The sequence below is a fragment of the Nocardiopsis sp. CNR-923 genome, from assembly GCF_001942255.1.
GTDB lineage: Bacteria > Actinomycetota > Actinomycetes > Streptosporangiales > Streptosporangiaceae > Nocardiopsis.
This window is the reverse complement of sequence record NZ_MKKC01000060.1, coordinates 19,519-34,150: the sequence shown is the minus strand read 5'-3', so window position 1 is coordinate 34,150 and position 14,632 is coordinate 19,519. Positions and strand designations below refer to the sequence as shown.

General features: G+C 73.0%; 12 protein-coding genes and 2 pseudogenes. 11 read left to right on the top strand and 3 right to left on the bottom strand.

The window, feature by feature from the left end; all coding sequences use genetic code 11:
• Positions 1-221: 221 nt before the first annotated feature.
• The 11 genes and pseudogenes from BJF83_RS03965 to BJF83_RS03920 all read left to right on the top strand — a co-directional run bounded on the left by BJF83_RS03965 (position 222) and on the right by BJF83_RS03920 (position 12,827).
• The gene (locus tag BJF83_RS03965; RefSeq protein WP_262391299.1) at positions 222-1,082 is read left to right on the top strand and encodes an iron-siderophore ABC transporter substrate-binding protein; all 861 of its coding nucleotides are present in this window, start codon (positions 222-224) and stop codon (positions 1,080-1,082) included.
• A gap of 135 nt (positions 1,083-1,217) precedes the next feature.
• Positions 1,218-2,462, top strand: a complete 1,245-nt coding sequence (locus BJF83_RS03960; protein WP_262391298.1) for an alanine racemase — start codon at positions 1,218-1,220, stop codon at positions 2,460-2,462.
• 158 nt (positions 2,463-2,620) lie between these two features.
• Entirely contained in the window at positions 2,621-2,932 is a 312-nt protein-coding gene (locus BJF83_RS28435) for a hypothetical protein (RefSeq protein ID WP_262391297.1), read from the top strand.
• On the top strand, positions 2,929-3,192 hold the full coding sequence (locus BJF83_RS28430) for a hypothetical protein (protein ID WP_262391296.1): 264 nt from the start codon (positions 2,929-2,931) through the stop codon (positions 3,190-3,192). Before BJF83_RS28435 ends, BJF83_RS28430 begins: the two co-directional genes overlap by 4 nt.
• Before the next feature lie 205 nt (positions 3,193-3,397).
• Positions 3,398-4,981: a pyridoxal-dependent decarboxylase gene (locus BJF83_RS03950; RefSeq protein ID WP_083678403.1), complete on the top strand. Its 1,584-nt coding sequence runs from the start codon at positions 3,398-3,400 to the stop codon at positions 4,979-4,981.
• Positions 4,978-6,323 (top strand): annotated as a pseudogene (locus BJF83_RS30860) (lysine N(6)-hydroxylase/L-ornithine N(5)-oxygenase family protein). Before BJF83_RS03950 ends, BJF83_RS30860 begins: the two are co-directional and overlap by 4 nt.
• Complete coding sequence (locus tag BJF83_RS03940; protein ID WP_075925212.1) at positions 6,320-7,375, top strand: MFS transporter; 1,056 nt, start codon at positions 6,320-6,322, stop codon at positions 7,373-7,375. Before BJF83_RS30860 ends, BJF83_RS03940 begins: the two are co-directional and overlap by 4 nt.
• Complete coding sequence (locus BJF83_RS03935) at positions 7,372-7,722, top strand: hypothetical protein (protein WP_143831777.1); 351 nt, start codon at positions 7,372-7,374, stop codon at positions 7,720-7,722. Before BJF83_RS03940 ends, BJF83_RS03935 begins: the two co-directional genes overlap by 4 nt.
• Positions 7,712-9,535 carry an IucA/IucC family siderophore biosynthesis protein gene (locus BJF83_RS03930; RefSeq protein ID WP_083678402.1) on the top strand — a complete coding sequence of 608 codons (1,824 nt, stop codon included), beginning with the start codon at positions 7,712-7,714 and terminating at the stop codon, positions 9,533-9,535. The genes BJF83_RS03935 and BJF83_RS03930 overlap by 11 nt, the downstream gene beginning before the upstream one ends.
• Before the next feature lie 27 nt (positions 9,536-9,562).
• Positions 9,563-11,404, top strand: coding sequence for an IucA/IucC family siderophore biosynthesis protein (locus BJF83_RS03925; RefSeq protein ID WP_075925209.1), 1,842 nt, complete (start codon positions 9,563-9,565; stop codon positions 11,402-11,404).
• Positions 11,401-12,827, top strand: a pseudogene (locus BJF83_RS03920) (glutamine synthetase family protein). Before BJF83_RS03925 ends, BJF83_RS03920 begins: the two are co-directional and overlap by 4 nt.
• Positions 12,828-12,872: 45 nt before the next feature.
• Here the strand turns inward: BJF83_RS03920 and BJF83_RS03915 are convergent.
• From BJF83_RS03915 to BJF83_RS03905, 3 genes are all read right to left on the bottom strand, one after another.
• Positions 12,873-13,235, bottom strand: coding sequence for a VOC family protein (locus BJF83_RS03915; protein WP_262391294.1), 363 nt, complete (start codon positions 13,233-13,235; stop codon positions 12,873-12,875).
• Between the two features lie 75 nt (positions 13,236-13,310).
• Positions 13,311-13,574 (bottom strand): DUF397 domain-containing protein, encoded by a 264-nt coding sequence (locus BJF83_RS03910; RefSeq protein ID WP_075925207.1) that lies wholly within the window; start codon positions 13,572-13,574, stop codon positions 13,311-13,313.
• A complete protein-coding gene (locus BJF83_RS03905; RefSeq protein WP_075925206.1) occupies positions 13,571-14,425 on the bottom strand; it encodes a helix-turn-helix transcriptional regulator in 855 nt (284 codons plus the stop codon). Before BJF83_RS03905 ends, BJF83_RS03910 begins: the two co-directional genes overlap by 4 nt.
• Between the last annotated feature and the right edge of the window lie 207 nt (positions 14,426-14,632).

Sequence of the window (14,632 nt, the reverse complement as noted above, 5' to 3'; positions counted from 1 at the left end):
CCGTTCGCACGGTCGCGAGGACGTGTCCCGACCCCGATTGCGAGTTACCTCATGACATCCTCCACCCTCCTGCGCCGCGCGGGCCTTCCCGCCGTGGCCGTCGCCGCCGCCGTCAGCCTGCTCACCGCCTGCGGCGCCGCCGGGCCCGCTGACGAGGCTCCGACGACGTCGCGGCCCAGGGCGGCTCCACCGAGGGCTACCCGCGCACCGTCGAGCACGCCATGGGATCGACCGAGATCCCGGACGCCCCCGAACGGGTCCTGCCGCTGGACTCCACCTACGTCGACGCCACACTCGCCCTGGGCGGCGACGTCGTCGGCTTCACGACCTTCTCCGAGGACGCCCAGGAGCTGCCCGGCTACCTGGTCGACAGCGACTGGAACACGGGCTCCCACGACCAGGCCGTCCCGGTCGGCCTGCTGTGGGACATCAGCCCCGAACTGGTCGCCCAGACCCAGCCGGATCTGATCCTGTCCGCCGAGGTGCGCCACGGCGACGGATACGACCAGCTGAGCGAGGTCGCGCCGACCGTCATGTCGGAGACCACCGGCGCGACGTGGAAGGACAACCTGCGCCTGACCGCCGAGTCGCTGGGCGCCGAGGAGGAGGCCGAGGCCCTGATCACCGAGTTCGAGGAGCGGGCCGCCGCGATCGGCGAGGCGATCGTCGAGGCCGAGGGCGGCGAGGCGCCCACCGTCTCGATCGTGCGTTTCGCCGGCGACGCGGAGGGCGTGCGCCTGTACACGCGCAACTCCTACATCGGCGTGATCCTGGACGACCTGGGCCTGCCCTCCGGTGAGGGCACCTCCACCGGCGCCGAGGACATCGTCACCTACCACAGCCAGGAGCGTCTGCTCGACCTGGACGCCGACCGCATCTTCGTCGCCGCCTACGACGACGACGGCGCCGACGGTGTCGCCGAGCAGCAGGAGGAGTACTCGAACAGCCCGCTGTGGGGCGAGCTGGAGGGTGACAAGTCCGAGGTCGACGACGCCCACTGGATCTCCGGAGTCGGCCTGATCGCCGCCCACGCCGTGCTCGACGACATGGCCGAGATCTTCGGGGTCGACCCGCAGCGCTGAGCGCCAGACGAGCGCACCAGCAGTCGAGACCGTCCACGGGGCCCGTCCGTCGGTCGACGGACGGGCCCCTCCGCCGTGTCGGGTTCCTGGCACCCCGCGTGTCCGGGACGGCACACCGCATCGGAAGGACCCGCCGTGGAACCGCCCCGCTCCTTCGAGAACGCCCCATGCCTGCCCGCCGACCGGATTCCCGAGCGGGTGCGCGAGGCCGCCCACGCGCTCGCCGCCGGTTCCGGCTCCGGCTACGTCTACGACCCCGGCCAGGCCGCCGAACGCGCGCGGACCCTGCGCGCCGCGCTGCCCGGATGGGCGCGGGTGTACTTCGCCGCCAAGTCCAACGGGTTCGCGCCCGTGCTCGCCCACCTGGCCGAGGCGGTGGACGGGTTCGAGGCGGCGTCGCTGCACGAGGCGCGCGCCTGCCTCGCCTCGCTGGCCGAGCGCCGCCGCGGCCCGCGGCCGGGGCGGATCGCGGTGAGCGGCCCGGGCAAGACCCCCGAACTGCTGGCCGGCCTGGCGAGGTTGCGCGCCGAGGAGGGGGCGGACGTGGTCGTCAACGCCGAGAGCGAGCTGGAGCTGCACCGGATCTCGGCCGCGGCGCGGGAGGCGGGCACGGTCGTTCCGGTGACGCTGCGGGTGAACCCCGAGCGGGTGCCGGTGAGCGGCGCGTTGGTCATGGGCGGGACCCCCGGCCCGTTCGGCGTGCCCGAACCGCTGGTGCCCTCGGCGCTGCGCACGGCCTCCCTGCTGCCCGGTCTGGACCTGGTGGGCTTCCACGTGCACGCGGTCAGCGGCAACACCGACGCCGTCGCGCACGCGGCCTACGTGCGCTGGTGTCTGGAGTGGGCGCGCGCCACGGCCAGGGCGCAGGGCGTGGACCTGCGGGTCGTGGACGTGGGCGGAGGGCTGGGCGTGCCGTTCGAGGAGGGCGACACCGCCTTCGACCTGGCGGCGTTCGGCGCGGCGCTCGCGGAGCTGGACGACCCGGGTGTGGAGGTCGTCTTCGAGCCGGGGCGGTGGATCGCGGCGCCGACCGGCTGGTACGCGGCGCGTGTGACGGACGTGAAGTCGGCCTACGGCGGCCACTTCGCGGTGGTGCGGGGTGGGATCAACCACTTCCAGCTGCCGACCTCCTGGGAGATCCGCCACAACTTCGCGGTGCTGCCCGGGCGGGCATGGCCGTCGTCGCTGCCCCGACCGGGGGTGGCCGCAGTGCCGGTGACCGTCTCCGGGGAGCTGTGCACGCCCGAGGACGTGCTGGCGCGTGAGGTGCGGGTGGAGTCCGTCCACGCCGGTGACGTGCTGGTGTTCCCGAACGCGGGCGCTACGGGCACGAGTTCGCGATGCCCGCCTTCCTGGCCCATCCGGGTGCGCCGCGTGTGACGGTGAGCGCCCGCACGGCGCTCGTCGGGGCTGTGGCGCCGGGCACCCGTTCGCAGGGTTGACATGATTAGGTAAGCCTGCCCTAATAAACGTGCTGGTCGTCCCGGACCGATCCGCCCTCCTTGTCCGTTCGCCCCATCCCCCACCGAGGAGACCCCATGGCCACCTCAGCCCCGACCACCACGCGGCTGGACCTGAGCAACCTCACCGGCGCCGACGTCCTGGCCGACCTCTCGCCCTGGGTCTCGGCCTACGAGGAGGTCTACGCCCACGCCCTCCACCTTCCCGACCACAACGACCCGTCGTTCGGCGAACGGCTGGCCTTCAGCGCCGCCAGACCCGGGTTCCGGATGACCGCCGGGCACACGGACGGCGAACTCGCCGGGTTCGTCTACGGCTACCCCCTCCCCGGCGCCACCGCTGGTGGGACGGTTTCACCCCGGCCCCGGGCGTGGACGCCCAGGACATGACCGACGAGCGTCCCGGCCGCACCCTGGCCGTGTGCGAGGCGCTCATCCGCAGCCCCTTCCGCCACAGCGGGCTCGTCGAGCGCGGCCTTCCGCTGTTCCTGTCCGGCCGGACCGAGGAGCGCGCCGCGTCGCTGGTCGCCGAGGACAACCGCCACGCCCTCAACCTGAGCCTGCGCAACGGCTGGCGGCACGTGGGCGACCTGGCCCCGCACGACGGCTGGCGGCGCCACCACTGTCTGGTCATGCCGCTGCGCGCCTGACGATCCGCCCCGAGCCCTTCCGGTCGGGCCCGTGGCTGGGGCCGGATCCCCGGCCGCACCGGTCCGCCGCCCGAGTCGGCGGGCCCCGCCACGACCACCCGACCCCACCGACGCCAGCGAGCATCCGTTCGCGGTGCGGGCCCCTGCCCACACCCACCCATCCGCGCGTTGCCGACCCGTCACAGAAACGGAGTTCTGACGCCTCATGCGCACCACGCCCAGGACCGGGCCCCCGACGACCGTCACCGACGCCGCCGACCGCCCCCTGCCCGACCTCACCCCCTCCGCTCTGGCCGGATCCCTCGGGCACGCCGGGGCCACCAGCGGACCGGCCACCGTCGCCTCCCTCGTCGACTCCGCCGCCCGAGCCCTGGTCGACTCCTCGGCCCGCCGTGGCGGCCCCCTGCCCGCCATGACCCCGCAGCAGGTGGCGGCGATGGTCGCCGACGCGCTGGACACCGTCCAGCCCGACGGCCCCGACCGCTCCGCCGAGGTGCTCCACCGCCTCACCACCGCCCTCGCCGCGGGCGCCGCCGACCCGGCCCACCCGCACTGCGCGGCCCACCTGCACTGCCCCCCGCTCGCCGTCGCCGTGGCCGCCGACACCGTCGCCTCGATCCTCAACCAGTCCCTGGACTCCTGGGACCAGGCTCCGGCCGCGACCGCCCTGGAGACCCGAATCATCGCGGAACTGGCCGACCTGGCCGGATACGACGGGCAGCGGGCCGGCGGTGTGGTCACCTCCGGCGGCACCGAGTCCAACCTGACCGCGCTGCTCCTGGCCCGCGACCACGCGCTGGCCGCCCACTCCGACCTCGACGCCACCCGCACGGGCGTGGCAGCCGCCGCGAACGGGGCTCTGCCCCGCATCCTGTGCGGCGAGGTCGCGCACTTCTCCGTCCAGCGCGCCGCCGCCCTGCTGGGCCTGGGCGAGGAGGCGGTCGTCACCGTCCCCGTCGACTCCGACCACCGCATGCGCCCCGAGGCCCTGCGCCGAACCCTGCGCCGCCTGCGCGAGGACGGCGACCTGCCGGTCGCGATCGTGGCCACGGCGGGCACGACCGACCTGGGCGGTATCGACCCGCTGTCCTCGATCGCGCACATCGCGGCCGAGCACGGCGTGTGGTTGCACGTCGACGCCGCCTACGGTGGCGGCCTGCTGTTCTCCGACCGGCTGCGCGGGCTGGTGGACGGCATCGGCCGCGCCGATTCGGTCAGTCTCGACCTGCACAAGCTCGGCTGGCAACCGGTGGCGGCCGGAGTCCTGCTCACCCGCGAGCGGGCCTCGTTCGCGCCGCTGTCACGGTCGGTGTCCTACCTCAACCCGACCGACGACGAGGAGGCGGGCTACCCCAGTCTGCTCGGATACTCGCTGCGCACCACCCGGCGCGCGGACGTGTTCAAAATCGCCGTCACCCTGCGCGCGCTGGGCCGGGAGGGCCTGGGCCGCATGGTGGACGCCTGCCGCACCCTGGCGCTGACGGCCAGTTCCCAGGTGATCGCGTCCCCGAAGCTGACCCTGGCCGCGGCCCCCTCCCTGACCACCGTCGTCTTCCGCTACGACGCGGGCCCCGACACCGACCTGGTCAACGCACGGCTGCGCCGCCGCCTCATGGAACGCGGGCAGGCCGTGGTGGGCCGCACCCACATCGGCGGACGGGTCTGGCTCAAGCTCACCCTCCTCAACCCCGAGACCACCCCCAACGACACCGCTGCCCTGCTCGACCTCGTCGTCGCCGCCGGCGACACCGAGTCCGCCGCCGTCCAGAACCCGGAGGACGCCCGATGACCGCCGCCCAGAACCCCGCCGACGGATCCGGCGCCGCGCCGCGGGTGCACGACCTCGTGGGCGTCGGCCTGGGTCCGTTCAACCTGGCCCTGGCCGCTCTCGCCGACGCCGTCCCCGGTTTCAGCGCCCGCTTCCTGGAAGCCCGCCCCGGCTTCTCCTGGCACCCGGGCCTGCTGTTGGAGGGCGCTCGCCTCCAGGTGCCGTTCCTCGCCGACCTGGTCACCCTGGTCGACCCGACCAGCCGGTGGTCCTTCCTGTCCTATCTGCGCGAGCACGACCGGCTCTTCCCGTTCTACTTCACCGAGAGCTTCCACGTGCCGCGCCGCGAGTACGACGACTACTGCCGCTGGGCGGCCCAGGGCCTGGACTCGTGCCGCTTCGACGCCCGGGTCCGCTCGGTGCGCCACGACGACGGGGTGTTCACCGTCGAGCACGTGGACTCCTCCGGCGCCGCGCACACCGTGCGCGGTCGCGCCTGGTGCTGGGCATCGGCACCGAACCCGTCCTGCCCGAGGCGCTGCGCGACCTGGCGGGCGAACGGGTGTTCCACGCCGCCGAGTACCTGGACCGGGCCCAGGGTCTGGCCGGGGCGCGCGACCTGACCGTGATCGGGTCCGGGCAGTCCGGCGCCGAGGTCTTCCTCGACCTGCTGCGCTCCCCCGCGCACGCCGACACCCGGGTCAACTGGCTGACCCGCTCCCCCGCGTTCGCGCCGATGGAGTACTCCAAGCTCGGCCTGGAGCACTTCACCCCCGACTACACCCGCTACTTCCACGCCCTGCCCCAGCCGGTGAAGGACCGTCTGGTGCCCTCCCAGTGGCAGCTGTACAAGGGCATCAGCGCCGACACCGTCTCCGACATCCACGACGCGCTGTACGAGCGCGGCGTGGGCGGAGCCCCGGTCGACGTGACCCTGCGCGCCCAGTGCGAACTGCTGGAGGCCCGCGAGGACGGCGACCGCCTGGCGCTGACCTTCCGCCACCGCGAGCAGGACCGGGTGTTCACCGCCCGCACCGACGGCGTCGTGGCCGCCTCCGGGTACGCCCAGCGCCGCCCGGACTTCCTGGAGCCGGTCCTGAAGCTCATCGAGACCGACGAGCGGGGCCGGTTCGCGATCGACGCCGACCACCGCCTGCGCACCGATCCCGAGCTCACCGCGCCGATCCACGTGCAGAACGCCGAGCTGCACACGCACGGCGTCGGCGCCCCCGACCTGGGCCTGGGCGCGTGGCGGGCCGCCACCATCCTCAACAGCATCACCGGCCGGACCGTCTACCGGCTGCCCGAGCGGACCGCCTTCACGTCCTTCGGCGCGCCCGACGCCCCGCAGGACCGCGAGTGACGGCCCCCGCCTTCCGCCGCCTGTACCTGCTCGTCATCGTCCTGCACCTGGTCTCGGACGTGGCCCTGAGCCCCTTCTACCCCCAGCTCTTCGAGCGGCTGTTCGGCGTCACGGACATGTCGGCGACCGGCACCTACATCTGGGTGTGCCGGGTCACCGCACTGGTCGCGATGCCGCTGTGGGGGCTGGTGGCGCGCCGCTTCTCGATGGCGTCGCTGGTCACCTGGGGTCTGGTGGTGGCGGCCGCCCTGGAGCTGATGATCGCCGCCGCGCCGACCTACACGGTCTTCACGGTGCTCTCGGCGGTGCAGGTGGCGGTCACCATGTCCTTCGCGCTGGCCTACCCGGCCTTCGTGGGCAGCGGAAGCGACCGGATGCGCGACGTCACCGCGCACACCTACATCATCAACGTCGGGACGGTGACCGCCACCGTCCTGGGCGCGGGGATCATGGCGCTGCCCAACCCGCGCTGGGGCATCGCCGCGTGCGCGCTGCTGTACGTCGCGCTGGCGGTGCTGTGCCACCGCCATCTGCCGCGCGGGCGGGCGGGCGAGCCCGCGGTCAGGGACCGCGAGCGGCCCGGGACCGACGGCACGGCCCCGTCCCGGTCGGCCGCGGGCGCGCGCCCCGCCCGTGTCCGGGCGCGCCCGGCCCTGCTGCCGCTGGTGGCGGTGTGCGCCGCCGTGCTGGCCGCCGAGTCGGCCCGCCTGGTGGTCCGGCCGTTCTTCACGCTGTACGCCGAGGACTCGGGGATCGACCCCACGGTGGCCGCCGCCCTGTTCCTCCTGCCGCAGCTGACCGTGCTCGCGGTGCTGCCGTTCGCCGGCCGCGTCCACGCCGTGCTGGGCCGGGCCCTGCTGCCGATCGCGTGCGCGGTCGCGGCGCTGGGGCTGTTCGTCCAGTTCCTGCGCCGGACCTGGCCCTCCTGGCCCTGGGCCGGGTGGCCTTCGGCGTCGGACTCGGCCTGGGCCACGTCGCCCTGGACCTGCGGGTGTTCGCGGTCACGCGGGCGCGCGGCCCGGCCTTCGCCGCAGTGGAGACCGTGCGCGTGAGCGCCACCCTGATCAGCCCACTGCTGGCGACGGGGCTGGCCGCCAGCGGACTCGCACTGCCGCTGGCCGCTGGGGCCGCGCTGTTCGCGGTCCTGTCCCTCCTGCTCATCGCCCTGCCCGAGGGCCCGCCCGAGGACCCGGAGACCTCACAGGCCCCCGCGACCCCGGAGGCCAACCCCGGCCCGGGATCCCACCAGACCCCCGGCGAGCGCCACGCGTCCCACGCGGCCCCCACGTCGGCCACCGTCCACGCACACCCGACCGCCACCGACCCCGCACCCGGCACCGCGCGCGACCCCCAGCCGTCCGCGCGGGACCGTGAGGAGGAGGACCAGCATGTCCACTGACACCACCGCGCCGCCCGAAGCGACCGGGGCCGCCGACCACCCCGACGCGCGCGACTGGCGCGAGGCGGGCCGCCGCCTGCTCGCGCGGGTCATCGCCGAGACCGCCTACGAGGAGATGGTGGTGCCCGTCCCCGCCGAGGGGGACGGCGACGGCGACCCCGCGTGGTCGCTGACGGTCGACGGCGGCGTCGAGTACCGGTTCACCGCCCGCCGGGGCGGGTTCGGCTCCTGGCACCTCGACCCCCACTCCCTGACCCGGACCACCCCGGAGGGCGCCGCCCCGGCCTGGGACCCCACGGTGTTCGTCACCGACGCCCAGGAGACCGTGGGCCTGCCCGGCGACTCCCTGGCCGACGTGGTCCGCGACCTGCTGGCCACCCACACCGCCGACGCCCGCCTGCTGGCCACCACCCCGGGCGCCGCCGCCCTGGCCGACCTGGCCTACGAGGACCTGGAGGGGTACCAGACCGGGCACCCGTGCATGTTCCTCAACAAGGGCAGGCTCGGCTTCTCGGCCTCCGACGTCGACCGGTACACGCCCGAGGCGCGCGGGGCCTTCCAGCTGGTGTGGATCGCCGTCCACCCCGACCTGGGCCGCTTCCAGACCATGCCCGGCACCGACCGGCGTCGCCTGGTCGAGGAGGAACTCGACGCCGACCAGCGCGCCGACTTCGCCGGGACCGTGCGCGCCCGCGGCGGCGACCCGGACGCCTACCTGTGGCTGCCGGTCCACCCGTTCCAGTGGGACGAGATCGTGGCGCCGCTGTTCGCCGCCGAGATCGCCCAGGGCCGGGTGGTCGTGCTCGGCCGCAGCCGCGACCGCTACCGCCCCTTCCAGTCCATCCGCACCCTGATGAACCTGGACCGGCCGCACCGGCGCAACGTCAAGGTGCCGCTGATGATCCGTAACACCCTGGTGTGGCGGGGGTTGTCGGGCACCCAGACCGCGTGTGCGCCGCACACCAGTGCCTGGCTCCAGTCGCTGGTCGCGCGGGACGACTTCCTGCGAGAGGAGTGCGGGGTGGTCATGCTGGGCGAGGTCGCCTCCGCGACCGTCCCGCACCCGGTCTTCGACCGCCTCCCCCGGGCGCCCTACCGGTTCAACGAGCTGTTGGGCGCGATCTGGCGCGAGCCGGTGCACAACAGCCTGGCGGCGGACGAGCGCGCCCGCACCATGGCGTGCCTGCTGCTGGAGGGCACCGACGGGCGGGCGGTGGTCGCCGAACTGGTGGAGCGCTCGGGGCTGGACGCCGAGGAGTGGCTGCGGCGCTTCGTCGGGGCGCTGTTCCCGCCCGTGCTGCACTACCTGTACCGGTACGGCGCGTCGTTCACCCCGCACGGGGAGAACGTCGTGCTGATCTTCGACGAGGCCGACGTGCCGGTGCGCATCGCCCTGAAGGACTTCGGCTCCGACGTCGAACTGCTCCCCTTCGACCTGCCCGAGTACGCCGAGATCCCCGACCACGTGCGCGCGATGCTGCACCGCTGGGAGCCCGGCGAGCTGGCCCACTCGGTGCTGTCAGCGATCTGCGCCGGACACCTGCGCTACCTCGCCGACATCGTCCAGCGCCAGCTCGGCGTCTCCGAGGAGCGGCTGTGGGCGCTGGCCCGCGAGCAGGTCGTCGCCTACCACGAGCGCTTCCCCGAGCTGGCCGAGCGCTTCGCGTGGTTCGACCTGCTGGCCCCCGAGGTGGGGCGGGTCGCGCTCAACCGCGAGCAGCTCATGGGCGGAGGTTTCCACGACCGCGCCGAGCGCGACGCCGAGTTCGACGTCATGCACGGCATGGTGGACAACCCGCTCGCCCAGCCCTGAACCACTCTCCCCGTAAGCGAGAACACCATGAACACGCACGCCGCCCGGCCCCCCGTCACCCCGCCCGATCCGCTGCCCGTGCCCACCGAGCTCTCCCAGGAGCGGTGGGACCGCGCCTGCGAGCACCTGACCGCCAAGATGGTCGCGGAGCTGTGCTTCGAGTACGCGCTGCGGCCCACCCCCGAGGGGGAGGGCCGGTGGCGGGCCGAGACCGGTGCGGGCGCCGCCTACACGTTCACCGGCCGCCGGACCAGCATGGACGCCTGGCGGGTCGAGCCCGGCAGCGTCGAGCGCCGCGTCCCCGGCGGCGGCGCACCGGCCACGCCCTTCGGTCTGCTGCGCGACCTGGGCGCGGCCGGGGTCGTCGACCCGGCGGTGGAGGCGTTCACGGTCGGCGAGCTGATGTCCACGCTCTCCTGCGACACCCGACTGGCCGAGGACGAGGCGACCGCCGCCGACCTGGCCGACCTGGACCACGCCCACCTGGAGGGGCACCAGGACGGGCACCCGTGGATCTTCGCCAACAAGGGCCGGGTGGGGTTCTCGGCGGGCGACCGGGCGCTGTACCCGCCGGAGGAGCGCCGGGCCCAGCGCCTGCCGTGGATCGCCGTCCACCGCTCGCTGGCCGAGCACCACGGCGTGCCCGGGCTGTCCCAGCCCGAGCTGCGCGCCCAGGAGCTGGACCCCGAGGTCCTGGAGCGGTTCACCGCGCGCCTGGAGGACCAGACGGGCGAGCGCGTGGACGAGTACGTGTGGATGCCCGTCCACCCCTGGCAGTGGGACGAGGTCGTCGTGCCGCTGTTCGCCGCCGAGGTGGCCGCCGGGCTGATCGTCTCGCTGGGCACCGCCTCCGACGACTACCTGCCCCAGCAGTCGATCCGGACCTTCACCAACCTCACCCGTCCCGACCGGCTCAACGTGAAGCTGTCGCTGGCCATCCTCAACACGATGGTCTACCGGGGCATCCCCACCGAGCTGTGCCGGGCCGCGCCCGCCAGCACCGCGTGGGTGCACCAGCTCCGCGACAAGGACGCCTTCCTGTCCGAGCGGTGCGAGGTCATCCTGCCCGGTGAGGTGGCCGCCGTCGCCGTCCGCCACCGCGTGCTGGAGGACATCCCCGACGCGCCCTACCGGCACCGCCAGCTCCTGGGGGCGCTGTGGCGCGAGCCGGTCACCGAACACCTGCGTCAGGGCGAGACCGCCCGCACGCTCGCGGCCCTGTTGCGCGTTGACGGGCGCGGGCGCGCGCTGACCGCCGAGCTGGTCGAGCGCTCGGGGCTGTCCGCCGAGGAGTGGCTGACCACGCTGTTCGGCGCGATCCTGCCGCCCGTCCTGCACCTGCTCTACCGCTACGGACTGGCGTTCAACCCGCACGGGGAGAACGCGATCGTGGTCTACGACGACCGCGACCGCCCGACCCGGCTCGCAGTCAAGGACTTCGTGGACGACATGAAGCTGCTGGACACCGACCTGCCGGAGTACGCGGACCTGCCCGGGGCGGCGCTGGGCGTGCTCATGCGCTTCGACGCCCGGGAGCTGACGTCCTCGATCGCCAAGTCGCTGTTCATCGGGCATTTCCGGTACCTGGCGCCGTTGGTCGAGGAGCAACTGGGCGTGGCCGAGGACCGGTTCTGGGAGCTGGTGCGCGCCGAGATCCTGCGCTACCAGGAGGAGTTCCCCGAGCTGGCCGAGCGGTTCGCCGCCTTCGACCTGCTCCAGCCCGAGTTCGAGCGGGTGTGCCTGAACCGGGAGCGACTGCTGGGCGGCGGGTACCACGAGCGGGCCGAGCGCGACGCCGAGTTCCACCTCGACGCGCCGCCGATCCCCAACCCGCTGCACCGCGGTCCTTCGTCGGAGGGGGAGCAGTGACCACCGGGTTCGGCGCCGACCTGCCGCCGCTGACCGAGACGCTGCCGCCGTCTCCCCCGCCGCCGCCCTTCCCCGTCCCGTTGGAGAAGCTGCGCGCGGACGTGGCCTCGGGTGCGATCACCGACGTGCTGGTCGCCCTGCCCGACCTCCAGGGCCGGGTGCAGGGCAGCCGGGTCAACCCGCGCGACTTCACCGACCGGATCGTCCGGGACGGGTTCGGCGCGTGCCTGTACCTGCTGGCCACGGACGTGGAGATGGAGGCGCGCCCGGGGTACGCGACGGACCCGTGGGGCGGCGGCCTGGGCGACTTCGACATCATGCCGGACCTGTCCACCCTGCGGTACCTTCCGTGGGACCCGGGGACGGCGCTCGTCCTGGGCGACGCCCGCGGCGCCGACGGCGCGCCGGTGGCCGTCGCGCCCCGCCGGGTGCTCCAGACCCAGCTCGCGCGGCTCGCCGAGCGCGGGTGGCGGGCGCTGGCCGGGACCGAACTGGAGTTCCTGGTGTTCCGGGACGACTACCAGAGCGCGTTCGAGGCCGACTACCGGGGCCTGACCCCGGCGACGCGGTTCAACTCCGACTACGCCGTCCCCGAGGTCACCGAGATCGACCCGCTGATGCGCCGGATCCGCACGGCGATGGAGCGCACGGGGATGACCGTGGAGTCGGCGCGCGGTGAGTGCCACCCGGGGCAGTACGAGATCGTGTTCCGCTACGACGACGCGCTGCGCACCTGCGACAACCACGTCGTGTACAAGGCGGGCGCCCGGCAGCTGGCCGCGCAGGCCGGTGTGGCGCTGACGTTCATGGCCAAGTACGACGGCGGTGAGGGCAACTCCTGCCACGTGCACCTGTCGCTGCGCGACGCGGACGGGACGCCGGTCTTCGCCGACGACGGGACCGGCCGGTACGGCATGTCGAAGCACATGGAGCACTTCGTGGCCGGGCAGCTGGCGTGCATGCGCGACTTCGCGCTGATGTACGCGCCGAACATGAACTCGTTCAAGCGGCTGGCGCCGGACGCGTTCGCGCCGAGCAGCATCGCGTGGGGGCTGGACAACCGGACGTGCCCGGTCCGCGTGGTGGGCTCCGGGGAGTCGGCGCGGATCGAGTTCCGGGTGCCCGGCGGGGACGCCAACCCCTACCTGGCGGTGGCGGCGATCGTCGCGGCGGGGCTGTACGGGATCGAGCAGGCGCTCCCCCTGCCGGAGCCCACGGTGGGCAACGCGTTCGCCCAGGACGGGCCCCGACTGCGACCTCGCTGGAGGAGGCCGTCCTGGCGTGGGAGGGCAGTGAGATAGCCCGCGCGTGCTTCGGCCCGGACGTGGTGCGGCACCAGGCCGCCGCCGCCCGCGCCGAGCTGGCCGCGTTCTCGGCGTCGGTCACCGACTTCGAGCGCCGCCGCCACTTCGAGCGCGGCTGACCTCGGGCGGTGTCCCCGCCGCCCGGGGCGGCGGGGACACCGGGGTCACTCCTGCGCCCAGACCCCCAGTTCGTTTCCGCTGGGGTCGGTGAAGTGGAATCGCCGCCCGCCGGGGAAGCCGTAGGGGCCGTTGACGACCTCGCCGCCCGCCTTGCGCACGGCCTCGGCGGAGGCGTCCAGGTCCTCGGAGTAGAGCAGGACGAACGGCCCGCCCCTGCTGGGCCGTTCGCCCAGGGCGAGACCGCCGATCTCGGGGGCGTCCCCGCCCGCGGGGCTCTGGATGCCCGAGTACTCGGGTCCGTAGTCGTTGAAGCTCCAGCCGAAGGCCTCGGTGTAGAAGCGTTTGGCCTGGTCGAGGTCGGTGACGGTCAGTTCGACGTAATCGATGTTGTGGTGCCTGTCGTTCATGTTCCGCATTGTGCCGTGCGAGTACGACAAAGAGGCGTGTCCGCGCCGGGCGCGGGCGGGCTGGGAGGCCAGGGATCACCCGGCTTGCGGTCCTGCGGCCTTGAGCGCGGAGGTCAGGCGGACCCACGCGTCGGTGACGAAGGGGAGGTAGCCGAGTTCGCGCTGGGTGGAGTCGCGGACGGCGGCAGCACGTTCGTGCCAGCCGACCTCGACGCAGCTCCGACCTCCATCCGGGCTGTGGCTGCTGATTTGCCAACCGACCTCCACACAGCTCGCGCCCGTATCTGCGCTGTAGCTACTGATCCGCCAGTCACCAACGGCGGACTCCTCGTGCTTCATCGAAGCTCCCTTTCAATCGACGCAACAAGGTCAGCAGACTCATGAGGGGGCAAACTCGCCGCGCGCAGCCGATCGTATCGGGCTTCCAATTGCTCCGCCTCTGCGGATTCGAGGTAGAGCCCTCCTGCCGGGCACTCCAGGTAACCGATGACGGGAAACGGGTCATCCATTCTGATGAGACGGAACCCTCCGTTGAGACTGGCGAGGATGCCGTGCGCCAAGGGGATGACCCGCACCGTAATATTCGGCTCCTCGGCCCGCTCCATCAGATGCCGCAGCTGAGCCCGCATCACGGACCTGTCCCCGACGCTACGCCGAAGCACCGCTTCGTCCATGACGATGTGCAACTCTGTCGAGTCGTCGCCCTCCAAGATGCCCTGCCGGGTCATCCGTAGCTCTACACCTCGTTCGATCCTCGTCGCCGAACCAGTGGGGTTGACCGCGCGGATCAATGCCTCTGCGTACTCAGGGGTCTGAAGCAGACCGTTGAGAGCGATGCTGTCGAAGGCATGGATGCTACGTGCACGGCTCTCCAGCCACACGTAGTCGATGAACCAGTCCGTGGACTCGCGCGCGTACTTGTCCCACCAGCCGGTCTTGGTCTGCTCAGCTCCGAGTTGCAACAACGCGTCACGTTGGTGCTGCCCCTCCAGCCCGTACAGGTCCATCAGCGCAACCAGTTCGGACTGCGGGATCGGCTGAATCCCCGCCTCGATGCGGCTCAGCGTGCTGAAATCACGTCGTATGTGCTCGCCGACCTCCTTGAGCGTCATCTCGTTCTCCTGGCGGAGTTCCTTCAGGAGCTTGCCGAGCCACTGGGCCCGCAGAGTGGCCTTGCGCTTGCGTGGCATCCAGACTCCTCATGCCAAATTTGGGAGATTGCTTGACACCATCTTGGGCATCAGTCAGCATTGCAGCAAGTGAGCAGATCTCACCCAGGGCAACCGAGGTGCGACGGTGCCTCGTGCTCGCTCCCGAAGACCACTGCCCGGAGCGGTCAGCTGAGATTTAGGGCCTCTCTGGCGCTCCGGGCAGTGCCTCACAGGAAGAGGGGACCC